The organism is Brevibacterium sp. UCMA 11752, assembly GCF_021532235.1.
Lineage (GTDB): Bacteria > Actinomycetota > Actinomycetes > Actinomycetales > Brevibacteriaceae > Brevibacterium > Brevibacterium antiquum.
The window spans coordinates 2,724,437-2,740,493 of the sequence record NZ_JACBOS010000003.1; the positions used below are offsets into that span (position 1 = coordinate 2,724,437).

General features: G+C 64.6%; 13 protein-coding genes. All 13 read left to right on the forward strand.

What is annotated here, in order from left to right; translation table 11 throughout:
- Positions 1 to 1,200 (forward strand): CaiB/BaiF CoA transferase family protein, encoded by a 1,200-nt coding sequence (locus HU144_RS12095; protein WP_235351531.1) that lies wholly within the window; start codon positions 1 to 3, stop codon positions 1,198 to 1,200.
- Positions 1,201 to 1,351: 151 nt separating this feature from the next.
- A complete protein-coding gene (locus tag HU144_RS12100) occupies positions 1,352 to 2,854 on the forward strand; it encodes an acetyl-CoA carboxylase carboxyltransferase subunit alpha/beta (RefSeq protein WP_235351532.1) in 1,503 nt (500 codons plus the stop codon).
- 28 nt (positions 2,855 to 2,882) lie between these two features.
- Positions 2,883 to 3,647 (forward strand): imidazole glycerol phosphate synthase subunit HisF, encoded by a 765-nt coding sequence (gene hisF, locus HU144_RS12105; RefSeq protein ID WP_235351533.1) that lies wholly within the window; start codon positions 2,883 to 2,885, stop codon positions 3,645 to 3,647.
- Positions 3,644 to 4,015 (forward strand): phosphoribosyl-AMP cyclohydrolase, encoded by a 372-nt coding sequence (gene hisI, locus HU144_RS12110; protein ID WP_198396273.1) that lies wholly within the window; start codon positions 3,644 to 3,646, stop codon positions 4,013 to 4,015. Before hisF ends, hisI begins: the two co-directional genes overlap by 4 nt.
- Complete coding sequence (gene trpE / locus HU144_RS12115) at positions 4,005 to 5,567, forward strand: anthranilate synthase component I (protein WP_235351534.1); 1,563 nt, start codon at positions 4,005 to 4,007, stop codon at positions 5,565 to 5,567. Before hisI ends, trpE begins: the two co-directional genes overlap by 11 nt.
- Before the next feature lies 1 nt (position 5,568).
- A complete protein-coding gene (locus HU144_RS12120; protein WP_235351535.1) occupies positions 5,569 to 6,096 on the forward strand; it encodes a Trp biosynthesis-associated membrane protein in 528 nt (175 codons plus the stop codon).
- A gap of 98 nt (positions 6,097 to 6,194) precedes the next feature.
- Complete coding sequence (locus HU144_RS12125; protein WP_143921771.1) at positions 6,195 to 6,464, forward strand: HGxxPAAW family protein; 270 nt, start codon at positions 6,195 to 6,197, stop codon at positions 6,462 to 6,464.
- Positions 6,461 to 7,264: an indole-3-glycerol phosphate synthase TrpC gene (gene trpC, locus HU144_RS12130; protein ID WP_235351536.1), complete on the forward strand. Its 804-nt coding sequence runs from the start codon at positions 6,461 to 6,463 to the stop codon at positions 7,262 to 7,264. Before HU144_RS12125 ends, trpC begins: the two co-directional genes overlap by 4 nt.
- A 37-nt stretch (positions 7,265 to 7,301) precedes the next feature.
- Complete coding sequence (gene trpB / locus HU144_RS12135; protein ID WP_235351537.1) at positions 7,302 to 8,516, forward strand: tryptophan synthase subunit beta; 1,215 nt, start codon at positions 7,302 to 7,304, stop codon at positions 8,514 to 8,516.
- Positions 8,513 to 9,304 carry a tryptophan synthase subunit alpha gene (trpA, locus tag HU144_RS12140; RefSeq protein ID WP_235351538.1) on the forward strand — a complete coding sequence of 264 codons (792 nt, stop codon included), beginning with the start codon at positions 8,513 to 8,515 and terminating at the stop codon, positions 9,302 to 9,304. The genes trpB and trpA overlap by 4 nt, the downstream gene beginning before the upstream one ends.
- Complete coding sequence (locus HU144_RS12145) at positions 9,301 to 9,603, forward strand: hypothetical protein (RefSeq protein WP_235351539.1); 303 nt, start codon at positions 9,301 to 9,303, stop codon at positions 9,601 to 9,603. Before trpA ends, HU144_RS12145 begins: the two co-directional genes overlap by 4 nt.
- A gap of 187 nt (positions 9,604 to 9,790) precedes the next feature.
- Positions 9,791 to 14,491 (forward strand): glutamate synthase large subunit, encoded by a 4,701-nt coding sequence (gene gltB / locus HU144_RS12150; protein WP_235351540.1) that lies wholly within the window; start codon positions 9,791 to 9,793, stop codon positions 14,489 to 14,491.
- The gene (locus HU144_RS12155; RefSeq protein WP_235351541.1) at positions 14,484 to 15,938 is read left to right on the forward strand and encodes a glutamate synthase subunit beta; all 1,455 of its coding nucleotides are present in this window, start codon (positions 14,484 to 14,486) and stop codon (positions 15,936 to 15,938) included. The genes gltB and HU144_RS12155 overlap by 8 nt, the downstream gene beginning before the upstream one ends.
- Positions 15,939 to 16,057 lie beyond the last annotated feature (119 nt).

A 16,057-nucleotide genomic window follows, 5' to 3' on the forward strand; every position in this document is an offset into this window, starting at 1 on the left:
ATGTCGAACGACACAATCACAGGGGTCGAAGGCCCACTGACCGGATACACGGTCATCGATCTCTCACGCGCACTGGCCGGCCCACATGCGGGAATGATGTTCGGCGACCTCGGTGCCCGAGTGATCAAGGTCGAGAACCCGGGCAAGGGGGATGACTCCCGGTCCTGGGGGCCTCCGTTCGTCGGTCCTGAGGACGATCCTCAGGCCACCTACTTCTTCTCCTGCAACCGCAACAAGGAATCCATCGCCCTCGATCTCAAGTCGGACACCGGCAAGGAGACGCTGCGCGAACTGATCTCCCGCGCCGATGTGCTCATTGAGAACTTCCGCTCCGGCGTCCTCGATCGACTCGGCTTCTCCACCGCCGTGTGCATGGAGATCAACCCCCGCCTCGTGCTCCTCTCGATCACCGGCTTCGGCCACGACGGACCCGAATCCTCACGCGCAGGATACGACCAGATCGCCCAGGGCGAGGCCGGACTCATGTCGCTGACAGGATCCGGACCCGAGGACATGCAGCGTGTCGGCGTTCCCATCGCAGACCTCCTCGCAGGCATCTACGGCTCCTACGGCGTTCTCGCCGCCCTGCTCGAACGCGAGCGCACGGGCAAGGGCAAGGTCGTGCGGACCTCGCTCATCGCCGGCATGGTCGGAGTCCACGCCTTCCAGGGCACACGGGCCACGGTGGCAGGGCAGAACCCCGAGCCCGGTGGCAACCACCATCCTTCGCTCTCTCCCTACGGACTCTTCAACTGCCACGAAGGCGCCGTGCAGATCTCCGTTGGCAACGAGAACCTGTGGCAGAAGTTCTGCGCCGCATTCGACATCGACCCGGCGACCGAGGGCATGGGCGACAACTCCGCTCGTGTCGCGAACCGTCCGGCCGTGATCGAACTCATCGAAAGCAAGTTCGCCGCCTATGGATCGGACGAGCTGCTCGCCAAACTCTCAGACGCAGGAATCCCCTCCGGCACCGTGCGCACCCTCGAAGAGGTCTACTCGTGGGACCAGGCACTGAGCCAGGGACTCAAGGTCTCCGTCGACCATCCCGTCCTCGGCGACATCGACCTGCCAGGACCCCCGCTGCGGTTCTTCGACGCCGACGGTGAGGCCGAGGTCGAGACCACGAGGACCGCTCACGATGCACCGCCTCTGCTGAACGAGGACGCCGAGGCGATCGTGTCCTGGCTCGAATCGTGATTCTGAGGACCCCGGCCACCAGCTGCGCCCCCTGATCGGCAACTGGTGGCAATCCGCAGTTGGTGGCAATCGGCAGTTGGTAGGCCGACACCGCTTTGCCGTTGGTCAGATTTACCGTTGGTCAGACACATCTGAAGCAGGAGATAAGCACGTGGCACGGTTGAACGCACATGAACTCGTCGACATCGTCGTCGATGACGGATCCTTCGTGTCCTGGGATACGACTCCGATCAGTCCCGCCGGGGGCGTCTCCGAGGAATATGCGGCCGAACTCGTCGCAGCCAGGGAGAAGTCCGGGGTCGATGAGGCCATCATCACCGGAGAGGGCATGATCGAGGGCCGGCGCGTTGCCATCGTCGCCGGGGAATTCCGGTTCCTGGCCGGTTCGATCGGCGTCGCTGCGGCTCAGCGGCTCGTCGACGCGATCGAACGTGCCACGCTCGAAGGGCTGCCGCTGCTGGCCGGGCCCGCCTCGGGCGGGACCAGGATGCAGGAGGGCACGATCGCGTTCCTGTCGATGGTCAAGATCACCAACGCCGTGATGGCCCATCGTCGGGCCGCCCTGCCCTACCTCGTGTACCTGCGGCATCCCACCACAGGCGGCGTGTTCGCCTCCTGGGGGTCGATGGGCCATGTCACCGTCGCCGAGGCGGGATCACTCATCGGCTTCCTCGGCCCACGTGTCTACGAAGCCATCTACGGAGAGAAGTTCCCCGAGAACGTGCAGACGGGTGAGAACCTGCACAAGCACGGGATCATCGACGCGGTGATCAGTCCCGAACGGATTCAGACCACCCTCGCCCGCGTCCTCGACGTGCTCATGGGCGCCAAGGAGATTCCGCCCCGCGTCGCCGACCCGGACACACGTCCCGAGAACGTCGACCCGGACTCCGACGCCTGGGACGCGATCACCCGGTCCCGCAACGCCGATCGTCCCGGAGTTCGCGACCTGCTGCGCACCGCGGCCAACACCGTGCTGCCCCTCAACGGCACCGGACAAGGTGAGAAGGACCCGGGACTCCTGCTGGCGCTGGCGAAGTTCGGCTCCGCCCCGTGCATTGTTCTCGGTCAGGATCGTTTCCGCCAGGATTCCCGGGCACCTCTCGGGCCTGCGGCACTGCGAGAGGCCAGGCGCGGAATGCGGTTGGCCGCCGAACTCGATCTGCCGCTGGTGACCGTCATCGACACCCCTGGTGCTGCACTGTCGAAATCTGCTGAAGAGGGCGGAATCGCCGGCGAGATCGCCCGCAGCCTCGCCGACCTCGCGAACCTCGATGCGCCTTCGGTGTCCCTCATCCTCGGTGAGGGGTCCGGCGGGGGAGCGCTGGCACTGATCCCCGCGGATCGAGTGCTCAGTGCCGAAAACGGGTGGCTTTCGCCCCTGCCTCCGGAAGGTGCCTCGGCGATCGTGCACCGGACGACCGACCGTGCGCCGGAGATGGCCCAGAGCCAAGGTGTGCATGCACCCATGCTCATGTCGACGGGAGTCGTCGACCGCATCATCGCCGAACATCCGGATGCGAGTGAGGAGCCATTGGACTTCGTGGCCCGGGTGGGTGCGACACTGGAGTACGAACTCATCGAGCTCATGCGTGAACCATCCGACCGGCGCCTGGCGCGCCGGATGGAACGGTATCGCACACTCGGAATCTGAACGTCGACAAGGAATCTAGGAGAGTCACATGGTTGCCATCAGAGTCATTCCGTGCCTCGACGTCGACGAAGGACGTGTCGTCAAGGGCGTGAAGTTCGCGGACCTCAAGGACGCCGGCGATCCGGTCGAATTGGCCCGACGCTACGGGGAATCCGGTGCGGACGAGCTGACATTCCTCGATGTCACCGCCAGCAGCGGTGATCGCGAGACCGTTCACGATATCGTCCGGGCCTGTGCCGAAGAGGTCTTCATTCCGCTGACCGTCGGCGGCGGCATCCGCAGCGTCACCGACGTCGACCGCCTCCTGCGCGATGGAGCGGACAAGGTCTCCGTCAATACCTCCGCGGTCGCGAACCCCCAGCTCATCAGCGATATCGCCCACCACTTCGGCAATCAGGTCCTCGTCCTGTCTCTCGACGCCAGACGCGCGCAGGGGACACAGACGCCCTCTGGCTTCGAAGTCACCACCCGCGGTGGTCGTGAGGGAACCGGTCGCTGCGCGATCGACTGGATCACCGAGGCGGCCGAGCGCGGCGTCGGCGAGATCCTGCTCAACTCCATCGACGCGGACGGCACCCGTGACGGCTTCGATCTCGAACTCATCGCCGCCGCGCGGGCCGCCGTCGACGTTCCGCTGATCGCGTCGGGAGGAGCCGGACGAGTCGAACACTTCGCTCCGGCCGTGGCTGCCGGTGCCGACGCCCTACTGGCGGCGAGTGTCTTCCACTTCGGGACACTGAGCATCGCCGAAGTCAAGGACGCACTGCGCAAGGAAGGGATCGAAGTCCGATGAGCACACACGATTCTGCCGCGCAGATCGATGCCACCCCGGAGAACTGGCGCGAACTGATCACGGTCAACGCCGACGGGCTGATTCCCGTCATCGTCCAAGAGGTCACCACCCGTGAGGTCCTCATGATGGCCTGGATGGACACCGAAGCCATCGAACGCACCCTGAGCAGCGGTGCCGCAGTGTACTGGTCACGGTCTCGGCAGGAATACTGGGTCAAGGGCGAGACCTCGGGACACACTCAGAAGGTGGCATCCCTGAGCCTCGACTGCGATGCGGACGCACTGCTCATGGAGGTCGAACAGACCGGGCCTGCCTGCCACACCCTGACCCCGACGTGCTTCACCGGAAGGACCATCAGTGCCAACTGACACACGCACGACCGACACCGGGCTGACGATCCGGCCCAGCCTCGATGAGTTCCGCGCTTCGGGCGCCGATCACCGCTTGGTGCCAGTGCACGCGGAAGTCCTCGCCGACTCCGAGACTCCGCTGAGCCTGTACCGCAAACTCACGGACGGCGGTCCTGGCAGCTTTCTCTTCGAATCGGCCGTGTCCGGGGCCTGGGCGCGCTACTCATTCATCGGCTCGGCACCTGTCGCCACCCTGATCTCCGAGGGCGAGAGCTTTCGATGGGAAGGCACACCGCCGGTGGGGATCCCGACCGAAGGCAGCGTTTTGGACGCCGTCACGGCGACCCTTGAACTGCTTGCCGTCGACGCGAGCGAGTCGGCTCTTCCACCGATGGTCTCAAGCTTCGTCGGATACTTCGGCTGGGACATCGTGCGGCAGTTCGAGCGGCTCGGCCCCGCCCGAGCCAACGAACACCATCTGCCGACCGTGCAGCTGATGATCCCCGGCGACATCGCGGTCTATGATCACTACTCCGGGACTCTCACGCTCGTGGCCAACGTATTCAACGTCAATGGTGCCGATACCGGCATCGACGATGCCTACCACGCAGGCGTCGATCGGATCGAGGCGATGCTGTCGAGGATCACCAGGTCCAGCGACGCCGAGATCCTGAGCACTCACTTCGTCCGACCCGAGGTGTCGACCCGCACCGACCCGCAGGTCTACCTCGACAATGTCGAAGCGGCCAAACGCGAGATCGTCGATGGAGAGATCTTCCAGGTCGTCCTCGGCCAACGCTTCGACACAGTCTGCACAGCCGACCCGCTGACCGTCTATCGGATGCTGCGCCATTCGAACCCCAGCCCATTCATGTACCTGCTCAACCTCCATGACGACCAGGGACAGCCTGCCAGCATCATCGGCTCGTCCCCGGAAGCTCTCGTCACGGTCCGCTCCGGTGACGTCGTCACCCACCCGATCGCCGGCTCGCGCCCTCGAGGCGCCACGACCGAGGAGGACTCCGCACTGGCCAGAGACCTCATCAGCGACGCGAAGGAACGTGCCGAACACCTCATGCTCGTCGACCTTGCCCGCAACGACCTCGCAAAGGTCTGTCGGGCTGGCACAGTCGATGTCAGTGAGTTCATGGACATCGTGCGTTACAGCCACATCATGCACATCTCCTCGACCGTACGCGGAGAGCTCGCACCAGGACACGGAGCCGTCGACGTGCTGCGTGCCACGTTCCCGGCAGGCACCCTGTCCGGAGCGCCGAAACCCCGCGCTCTGCAGATCATCGACGAGCTCGAACCCATCGGCCGCGGAATATACGGAGGGGTCGTCGGCTACATGTCGTTCACCGGCGACCTCGACCTGGCGATCGCCATCCGCACCGGAGTCCTCCGCGACTCGGTCATGAGCGTCTATGCCGGTGGTGGACTCGTCGCCGATTCGGTTCCCGAAACCGAATATCAGGAATCGCAGAACAAGGCGGCCGCAGTCCTGGGGGCCGCGGCGGCAGCCAGCGCGGTGGACAAACTCGGAGTCTCGAGCAGGGAACGCGGCTGATATGACGAAATCACGCGGAGTACTCCTCGTCCTCATCCTGGCCGGTGCACTGTGGGCGATCAGCCTTGCGTCCTGGCAGGCCGGTGTCGCCGGTGACTCACTGGGGCCCGCAGGTGTGGCCGATGTCACGGAGGACGCAAGCTCTCAGGCATCGCCGGTCGCGACCGCCTGCGTCGCAATCATCGCCGTCACCGGGCTGCTCTCAGCCATGTTGGGCAAGATCGGACGTTTCGTCGTTCTCGGCTTCGCTGCTCTGGCCGCCATCGGCTACGGCATGACCGCACTACAGTCGGCTTCATCCCCCGGGGCCACCGCCTGGCCGATCATGGCCCTGTTTGCGGCAGCCATCGCACTCATCGTCATCGTCTACATCGCCTTCGCCTCGGCGAGATGGGCCAATTCGAACCGGTACGCCAGGACGGCGGAAGCAGACGGCGAGGAATTCGATTCGGCAGCGACCTGGGACTCTCTCTCCCGCGGAGACGACCCCGATCCCACCGCTGGTGGGGCCGATGATGAATCGAAATGACCTCGTGACCGGGTCGGTGTCTGAACCGAACTCGAAGCGTGTCACAATGGATGCAACAAGTTTTCACGCGTGCCACGCCTGCATCTCTAAGGAGCACCATGTCGCAAACCGTCGCTCGTAACGGCGCAACCGATCTCGACAAATCGACGATCGACTATGCAGCCATCGCCGACCCGGGACACGGAAACTCCGTGGCCGGTTGGACCGGTGTCATCGTCATGCTGATCGGCGTCACGATCGGCTGTGTCGGGTTCACGATCCACACCGCGACCATCACCTACGTCGGCATCGGCGTCGTCGTGCTCGGCCTCATCGCCGGCATCATCCTGCGTGCCGTCGGTCTGGGAAACAAGCCGAAGAAGAAATGACAGTTCTCGACGACATCGTCGCCGGTGTGCGCGAAGATCTCGCCGAACGCCGGAGGCAGACACCGCTGGCAGACGTCACCGATCGTGCGCGTGAGGCTCAGCCTGCGCGTGCGTTCGATCTCACAGCCGACTTCGGGGTCATCGCCGAGGTGAAACGACGTTCTCCCTCCCGCGGAGACCTCGCCCACATCCCGGATCCGGGGACCCTTGCCGGTCTCTATGCCGCTGGGGGAGCACGGGCGATCAGCGTCCTCACCGAAGGACGTCGCTTCTCAGGAAGCCTGGCGGACCTCGACTCCGTCCGCGCAGCCGTTGACGTTCCCGTCCTGCGCAAGGATTTCATGGTCGAGGAGTACCAGTTCCATGAGGCCCGCGCCCACGGTGCTGATCTCGTCCTCCTCATCGTCGCAGCACTCGACGTCAGACAGCTCCACGAGTTCCATGCTCTCGCCCACGAACTCGGGATGACGGCTCTGGTGGAGACCCACAACGCTGATGAGCTGGCGATCGCGGCCGAACTGAATGCCCCTCTGATCGGCATCAACACCCGCAACCTCAAGGACCTCAGCGTCGATACGAACCGTTTCGCTCCCTTGGCCGATCTGGCACCGGCGGACTGCACACTCGTCGCAGAGTCCGGAGTCACCGGTCCCGATGATGTCGAGACCTACGCCGGAGCCGGCGCCGATCTCGTGCTCGTGGGCGAAGCACTCGTCACCGGCGGCGACGCCGAGTCAGCCGTGGCCGCGTTCACCTCGACCGGGCAGGAGCGGCGGGCGGCGACCAGTCGTCAGTCCTGATCCACCCGACCACCATTTCGAACCACGAAGGACGGCAATGACCGATTTGAGCCAGGAGAACGGACCCTACTTCGGTTCGTACGGAGGCAGGTTCTTCCCCGAAGCGCTGATCCCCGCACTCGACGAGATCGAGGAGACATGGCGCAAATCCCAGGTCGACCCGGAGTTCACGCAGCAGCTGCTCGACCTCCAGCAGAACTACATCGGCCGTCCCAGCCTCCTCACCGAGGCCACCCGGTTCGCTGCGCACTGCGGTGGGGCGCGGGTCTTCCTCAAACGCGAAGACCTCAACCACACCGGCAGCCATAAGATCAACAACGCCGTGGGTCAGGCCCTGTTGGCCAAGCGCATGGGCAAGACCCGTGTCATCGCCGAAACCGGAGCCGGACAGCACGGTGTTGCCGCAGCAACTGCCGCCGCTCTCCTCGACATGGAGTGCGAAGTGTACATGGGTGAGGAAGACACCCAGAGGCAGGCACTCAACGTCGCTCGGATGCGACTGCTCGGAGCGAAGGTCAACTCCGTGTCCAACGGCACCAAGACGCTCAAAGACGCGATGAACGAAGCGATGCGCGACTGGGTTGCCAACGTAGAGAACACGCACTACATCATCGGCACAGTCGCCGGCCCGCACCCGTTCCCGGCCATGGTCCGGTCCTTCCAGGACATCATCGGCATCGAAGCTCGCGAACAGATCCAGAACGCCGTCGGTCGTCTGCCTGACGCGGTCTGCGCGTGTGTCGGAGGCGGGTCGAACGCGATGGGCCTCTTCGCCGCCTTCCTCGCCGATCCCGAGGTGAAGATCTTCGGCTTCGAAGCCGGAGGAGACGGCGTCGACAGCGGCCGCCACGCCGCCCGCTTCTCCGGTGGACGCCCCGGAGTCCTGCATGGCTCGGCTACCTATATCCTCCAGAACGAGGACGGCCAGACTCAAGGGTCCCACTCGATCTCGGCCGGACTCGACTACCCATCGGTCGGCCCCGAGCATTCCCACCTCCACGACATTCAGCGCGTCACCTACGAACCTGTCGTCGATGAAGATGCGATGGAAGCCATGCAGCTGCTGTCGCGAACCGAAGGCGTCATCCCCGCAATCGAATCCGCCCACGCCCTGGCCGGTGCTATGCGCATCGGACGGGAACTCGGCAGCGAGGCGGTCCTGCTCGTCAATCTCTCCGGACGCGGCGACAAGGACATGACGACCGCGGCCAAATGGTTCAACTACTTCGACGAAGGAGCTGTGCAGGTATGACGAGCTCAGGACCCCGAACCGGCACCACTCTCGACACAGTCGCCCAGGCAGGCCGCAAGGCCGCCCTGATCGGATACCTTCCGGTCGGCTTCCCCACTGTCGAGGGCTCCATTGAGGCCATGGTCGAACTGGTGAAGTCCGGAGTCGACATCGTCGAGGTCGGCATGCCGTACTCGGACCCGGGAATGGATGGCCCCGTCATCCAGCGTGCCGCCGAGCAGGGACTCGCCGCCGGGGTGCGCACCTCCGATATCTTCTCTGCAGTCTCAGCCGTCGCTGAGGCCGGGGGAACCGCCGTGGTGATGAGCTATTGGAACATCGTGCTGCAGTACGGTGTCTCGGCCTTCGCCCGTGACCTGGACTCTGCCGGGGGCGGAGGCATCATCACCCCGGATCTCATCCCCGATGAGGCATCCGAATGGGTCAGCGCCTCGGACGAATTCGATCTGGACCGCATCTTCCTCGCTGCCCCTTCATCGACACCTGAACGACTGGCCACCATCGTCGATGCGAGCCGCGGATTCGTCTATGCCGCCTCGACGATGGGCGTGACCGGCGTCCGCTCCGAGGTCGACAACCACGCTCGTGAGCTCGTATCTCGACTCAAGGACGCCGGAGCGCCGCACGCCTGCGTCGGGCTCGGCGTCTCGACGCGCGAACAGGCTGCAGAGGTCGCCGAATACGCTGACGGCGTGATCGTCGGCTCGGCGCTCGTGCGCGCTCTCGACAGCGACGGAGTCAGCGGAATCGCTACCTTGGCCGCTGAACTCGCCGAGGGCTGTGCATGAGCCGGGCTCAACTGCTCGCCTCGAACAACGCACTGCAGCTCGGCTCTGCCACGATCCCCGGGTGGGCACTGTGGGTGCTCGCACTCGCTGTGGTCCTCCTCATCGTCGGAATCGTCTTCTTCGTCCTCGCTCGTCGTGCCCGAAAGATCGCCCGAGCAACAGACGCCTCGAAGAAGGGCGGTGAGGACTTCGGGGGACACGGCTTCGGATACTTCGGAGCGGTCACCTCGGCGATCTCGATCACCCCCGACGTGAAGCGGAGAACTCGGGGCGACAGCGGTTCGAAGTCCGACGACTGAGACTTTTAGGTTCGTTTTACGGTCCTTTTTCGCTGCTATTCGGAGCCGCCACGTGGTGTAGGTTGGAAAACCGACTGTGAGAACCACGTCACGACTGTGTCTGAGGACGATCTTCGAAGGGCACCGCGAAAACAGCTAGGGACAGCGCCGTCTTTAACGTAAACTCCTACACCCCGTGAAGGCAGCGATGTACAGTGAACACTCAACGACCCCGAAAGCTCCGCGTCAACCAGTTCGTGCCGGACTCTACGATCCCGCACTTGAGCACGACGCATGTGGGCTGGCGCTCATCGTCCGCTACCGTGGCCCAGCAGACCATGAGGTCGTCGAACAGGCTCTGACCGCACTGCGCAAGCTCGAACACCGAGGCGGCATCGGCTCCGATGAAGGCACAGGGGATGGTGCCGGGATCACCCTGCAGATTCCCCACGACTATTTCGCCGAGGTGCTCGGTGCCGACGGCGTCGAACTTCCGGAGCCGGGCAGCTACTCCGCAGGCATCGGATTCTTCGCTCAGGACTACCGACAGGATCTCATCCCCGACGTGGCTTTCCCCACGGACGACAGGGACGCTTCAGTCACAGAGGGCATGAACGATTCGCACGAGGATCAGGACGACCTCGTCAAGCGGATCGCCGCCGAAGAGGGACTGCAGGTCCTTGCCTTCCGCGACGTACCCCACGACGCGAGCGTGTTGGGCGAGACCGCACGCACCACGATGCCGCGCATGCGCCAGCTCTTCCTCGCCATCGACGAGCGGTATCCGTCCCGGGACCCACAGGATCTGAGCCGCCGGTCCTACATCGTGAGGAAACGCCTCGACCATGCGGGTCTCTACTGCCCTTCTCTCAACCCGGGCACCATCACCTATAAGGGCATGCTCTCAACGGGTCAGCTCTCTGCCTTCTACACGGAACTGCTCGACGAACGGCTGACTTCTCGGATCGCACTCGTGCATTCTCGCTTCTCGACGAACACGTTCCCGTCCTGGCAGCTCGCGCAGCCCTTCGGCACGATCGCCCACAACGGTGAGATCAACACGGTGCGCGGCAACCGCAACTGGATGCAGGCCAGGGAGTCGAAGCTGGCCTCGGACCTGCTCGTCTCCCCGGTGCCCGGCACCTCGACGAGCCTGGACAGACTGTGCCCGATCGTGCCGCCCGGCGCCTCGGACTCGGCGTCATTCAACTCGGTGCTCGAACTCATGGTCGCCTCGGGCAGGTCGCTGCCGCAGGCAATGCTGATGATGATCCCGGAGGCCTGGGAGAACAATCCAGGCATGGGGGAGTCCCGCAAGGCGTTCTACGAATACCACTCGCTGCTGATGGAGCCGTGGGACGGACCCGCCTGTGTGGCATTCACCGACGGGAAGCTGGCTGGGGCGGTCCTCGATCGCAACGGCCTGCGTCCTGCGCGCTACGTCATGACCTCCGACACCGTGGTCCTGGCCAGTGAGATCGGCGTCGTCGACCTGCCCGAAGCGGACATCGTCGCTCGCGGTCGGCTGACTCCGGGACGCATGTTCCTCGTCGATACCGAGTCCGAACGGATCATCTCCGACACGGAGATCAAGAATCAGCTCGCCACTGAGCATCCCTATGAGGAGTGGGTCAAGAGCTGTTCGCGTCGACTCGCGGATCTGCCCACTCGGATCCACGTCACTCACCCGCAGTCATCGGTGCGCAGGCGTCAGCGAACCTTCGGCTACACCGAGGAGGAGCTGCGTATCCTCATCTCGCCGATGGCCGAGACCGGGGCAGAGCCCCTGGGAGCCATGGGTACGGACACGGCGATCGCGGCCTTGAGCAAACGACCGAGGCTGCTCTTCGACTACTTCCATCAGAACTTCGCTCAGGTGACGAACCCGCCGCTGGACTCAATCCGCGAAGACATCGTCACCAGCATGTCCTCGGGCATCGGGCGCGAAGGCAACCTGCTGCAGTTCTCCGAGCCGGACTCCGCGCATATCCTGCTCGATCAGCCGGTCATCGACAACGACGAACTGACGGCGATCTCGTACGTCCAGGGCCACCACCTCGGCGTCGACAATGGACGACCAAGTGTGACGCTGGCCGGCCTGTATTCGGTGAATGCCGGGCCTGATGCCATGGCCAAGCGCCTCGAGGCGCTGTGTCGGGAAGCCAGCGCGGCCGTCGAGGCCGGAGCAGTGTTCATCATCCTCAGCGATCGGGACTCGACAGCTGATCTTGCTCCGATTCCGTCGCTGCTGCTGACTTCGGCCCTTCACCACCACCTGGTGCGGCAGCGTTCGCGGACGCGGGTGTCCATCATCGTCGAGGCCGGCGATGTCCGTGAGGTCCACCATGTCGCCACTCTGGTCGCATTCGGTGCCTCCGCTGTGAACCCGTACCTCGCCATGGAGACCGCCGAAGCGCTGGTGCGCTCAGACAGGATCCGCGGCATCAGCGAATCTGCGGCCGTGGAGAATGTGCTCACGGCGCTGAACAAGGGGCTGCTGAAGATCATGTCGAAGATGGGGATCTCGACTGTCCAGTCCTACCACGGTGCCCAGACCTTCGAGTCCCTCGGGCTTTCGGACGACTTCATCGACGAGTTCTTCACCTCCACCCCGCACCAGCTCGGGGGCAAGGGAATCATTGAGATCACCGCGGAATCGAGTGCTCGGCATGCCGACGCCTACCGTGATGACCATCCACGGCCCTCGCACCGGAATCTGCTGGTCGGAGGGGAATATCAGTGGCGGCGGGAAGGTCCGGGCCACCTGTTCAACCCGGAGACGATCTTCAAGCTCCAGCACTCCACTGCCACAGGTCGCTTCGATATCTTCGAGCAGTACACCCACGCCGTCGACGAGCAGTCACGTGAGCTCATGACTCTGCGCGGACTGTTCGACCTCGTTCCCACGGAATCGGGTCCGATCGACATCGCCGAGGTGGAGCCGGCCAGCGAGATCATGAAGCGCTTCTCGACTGGTGCAATGAGCTACGGCTCACTGTCCCAAGAGGCACACGAGACGTTGGCCATCGCCATGAACCGCATCGGCGGGAGGTCGAACACCGGTGAGGGTGGAGAGGACACCGAACGTCTCGTCGATCCCGAACGCCGATCGGCTGTCAAGCAGATCGCCAGCGGACGCTTCGGGGTCACCAGCCATTACCTCACTGAGGCCGACGACCTGCAGATCAAGATGGCTCAGGGCGCGAAGCCGGGGGAGGGCGGACAGCTGCCCGGGACGAAGGTCTACCCATGGATCGCGAAGACCAGACATGCCACTCCCGGAGTGGGGCTGATCTCTCCGCCGCCGCATCACGACATCTATTCGATCGAAGACCTTGCTCAGCTCATCCACGATCTCGGTCGCGCCAATGCCAGGGCCCGCGTGCACGTGAAACTCGTGTCCGGGATCGGCGTCGGCACGGTGGCCGCAGGCGTGGCCAAGGCCGGAGCGGACGTCGTCCTCGTCTCCGGTCACGACGGAGGCACCGGGGCCAGCCCGCTGAACTCCCTCAAGCATGCCGGCACCCCCTGGGAGCTCGGCTTGGCCGAGGCCCAGCAGACCCTGGTGCTCAACGGGCTGCGAGAGAAGGTCAGCGTGCAGGTCGACGGCCAGCTCAAGACCGGCCGCGACGTCATCATCGCCGCCCTGCTGGGGGGTGAGGAGTTCGGATTCGCGACCACGGCCCTCGTGGTCTCCGGCTGCATCATGATGCGTGTGTGCCACAAGGACACATGTCCCGTCGGCGTCGCGACCCAGAACCCGAAGCTGCGCGAACGCTTCCACGGACAGGCCGATCACGTCGTGAACTTCTTCACCTTCATCGCCGAGGAGGTCCGCGGCTACTTGGCGCAGCTGGGCCTGCGCTCGCTCGACGAGGCGATCGGTGCGGTCGAGAGGCTGCGCATCGATGAGAAGCGTGCCGAGGCCTCGGGCCTCGACCTCGATCTGGCATCGATCCTCACCGTGCCCGAGGACGTCCATGGCAACACCGACGTGCCTCGCAAATGCACTACCGAGGTCAACCGCGACTTCGCGGGGGAACTGGACCTGCGTCTGCTGGCCGAGGCCGGGGAGTCGATCGAGTCCGGGGCGAAGGTCAGAATCACCTCGGCGATCGAGAACACGGACCGCAGCGTCGGCACCCTGCTGGGGCACAATGTCACGCTCGCCCATGCGGATGCGGGCCTGCCCGAGCACACGATCAGGCTCGACCTGCACGGCACGGCCGGGCAGTCACTCGGTGCCTTCCTGCCTCGCGGGGTCAGCATCGACCTGCACGGCGACGCCAACGACTACGTCGGCAAGGGGCTGTCGGGCGGGACCATCAGCGTGCATCCGCACGAGGAGAACCCGACCAGACCCGAGCACAACGTCATCGCCGGCAACGTGCTGGGCTACGGCGCGACAGCCGGCAAGCTGTTCGTCTCCGGCCAGGTGGGGGAACGGTTCATGGTGCGCAACTCGGGCGCCGAGGCTGTGGTCGAAGGGATCGGTGACCACGGGCTCGAATACATGACCGGCGGGCTCGCCGTGATCCTCGGCAGCACCGGACGCAACTTCGCCGCCGGCATGTCGGGCGGCACGGCCTACGTCCTGGACTTCAACCCCGCCAAGCTCAACCCCAAGGAACGCGCTGCCAGCGTATTCCGGTTCACCGGGGTGGGAATCACCGACATGGAAGTCCTCCAGCGCCTACTGAGCGAACATGTTCAATGGACGGGCTCGCCCCTGGCTGCCCAGCTGCTTGACGGACTGCGCCGAGGAGAGGACGTCCTCTCCCGCTTCACAAAGATCATTCCCGTCGCCTATGCGATGGTCAAAGACGTCCAGGAAGAGTTCACCGCGGCAGGTCAGTCCGCGGATTCGGATGAGGCCTGGCACAAGATTCTGGAGGTCGCCAATGGCTGATCCACATGGATTCCTCACCACCGACCAGCGCGAGCTGCCACGGCGGCGCCCGGTTCCCATCCGACTCATGGACTACCGCGAGGTCTACGAAGCAGGCGATCCGGAGCAGCTGCGCAGGCAGGCATCGCGCTGCATGGACTGCGGCGTTCCGTTCTGCCATCAGGGCTGCCCCTTGGGCAATCTGATTCCGGAGTTCAATGATGCGATGTATCGCGGCGAACTTCCGCGGGCCGTCGAACTTCTGCATGCAACGAACAACTTCCCGGAATTCACCGGTCGCGCCTGCCCGGCACCGTGTGAGAATGCGTGCGTCCTCGGGATCAATCAGCCTGCTGTGACGATCAAGCAGGTCGAGGTCTCGATCGTCGACCAGGGCTTCGCCGCCGGGCTCATCCAGCCGATGATTCCTGAACGGATCACCGGGCAGACCGTTGCCGTCATCGGTTCTGGTCCGACCGGGCTCGCCGCGGCCCAGCAGCTGACTCGGGCCGGGCACACCGTCGTCGTCCACGAACGCGACGACCGCCTCGGCGGACTGCTGCGCTACGGGATCCCGGACTTCAAGCTCGAGAAGCAGCACATCGACCGTCGTCTCGATCAGATGCGCGCCGAAGGCACCCGGTTCAAGACCTCGGTCGAGATCGGCAGGGACATCAGTCTCGAGGACCTGCAGTCGAGCTTCGACGCCGTCATCGTGTGCACAGGTGCCACAGTGCCCCGTGATATGAGCATCGGCGGTCGCGACCTTCGCGGAGTCGAATTCGCGATGGACTATCTGGTGCCCTCGAATCGTGTGCAGGCGGGGGAGCAGCCTGGACCCGGTGGAGTCAAGAGCCACATCGACGCTGCGGGAAAGCACGTGGTCATCATCGGCGGTGGTGACACGGGTGCGGACTGTCTTGGCACGGCCCTGCGGCAGTCTGCAGCCTCGGTCACGACGCTGGCGATCGGAGCTCAGCCGCCCATCGACCGCAGCGAGGCAGATCCCTGGCCCACGGTCCCGCGCGTCTTCGAGGTCCAGTCCTCCCATGAGGAGGGCGGCACGCGGCGCTACCTCGCATCGACGACAGGGTTCGCCGGAGACGAGGGGGGCCGGGTGGTCGGGATCGATGTGGCAGAGACCCAATTCGTCGACGGTCGCCGCGTGCCGACTCCTGGTACCGAGCACCGTTTGGATGCAGACCTCGTGCTCCTGGCTCTCGGCTTCTCGGGGCCGGAATCCGAAGCTCTCGGCCTCGACGTCAGCGACAGCGGGGCCTTCGCCCGTGATGAGGCCTATCTCGGCTCGACTCCCGGGGTGTTCATCGCCGGTGACGCTGGGCGGGGTCAGTCGCTCATCGTGTGGGCGATCGCCGAGGGGCGGTCGGTCGCGGCCGAGGTCGACCGGTTCCTCACAGGATCGACTCGACTGCCTGAACCGGTCGGACCACACGACAGATCGTTTTAAATGCTAAGATGGTCTGTGTCATTTAATGAGAAGTCCGCACATTGGTGTGCGTGACTCTCCTCCGACGAACAGACGTGGCGGGCGGTTCGGATCGCCCGCCACGGTACAGGTAGGGTGGT

Excerpts from the sequence above, each read along its gene's own strand:
- HU144_RS12095 (WP_235351531.1), top strand. The coding sequence starts at position 1 with ATGTCGAACGACACAATCACAGGGGTCGAAGGCCCACTGACCGGATAC.
- hisF (WP_235351533.1), top strand. The coding sequence starts at position 2,883 with ATGGTTGCCATCAGAGTCATTCCGTGCCTCGACGTCGACGAAGGACGT.
- hisI (WP_198396273.1), top strand. The coding sequence starts at position 3,644 with ATGAGCACACACGATTCTGCCGCGCAGATCGATGCCACCCCGGAGAAC.
- HU144_RS12120 (WP_235351535.1), top strand. The coding sequence starts at position 5,569 with ATGACGAAATCACGCGGAGTACTCCTCGTCCTCATCCTGGCCGGTGCA.
- HU144_RS12125 (WP_143921771.1), top strand. The coding sequence starts at position 6,195 with ATGTCGCAAACCGTCGCTCGTAACGGCGCAACCGATCTCGACAAATCG.
- trpC (WP_235351536.1), top strand. The coding sequence starts at position 6,461 with ATGACAGTTCTCGACGACATCGTCGCCGGTGTGCGCGAAGATCTCGCC.
- trpB (WP_235351537.1), top strand. The coding sequence starts at position 7,302 with ATGACCGATTTGAGCCAGGAGAACGGACCCTACTTCGGTTCGTACGGA.
- trpA (WP_235351538.1), top strand. The coding sequence starts at position 8,513 with ATGACGAGCTCAGGACCCCGAACCGGCACCACTCTCGACACAGTCGCC.
- HU144_RS12145 (WP_235351539.1), top strand. The coding sequence starts at position 9,301 with ATGAGCCGGGCTCAACTGCTCGCCTCGAACAACGCACTGCAGCTCGGC.
- gltB (WP_235351540.1), top strand. The coding sequence starts at position 9,791 with ATGTACAGTGAACACTCAACGACCCCGAAAGCTCCGCGTCAACCAGTT.
- HU144_RS12155 (WP_235351541.1), top strand. The coding sequence starts at position 14,484 with ATGGCTGATCCACATGGATTCCTCACCACCGACCAGCGCGAGCTGCCA.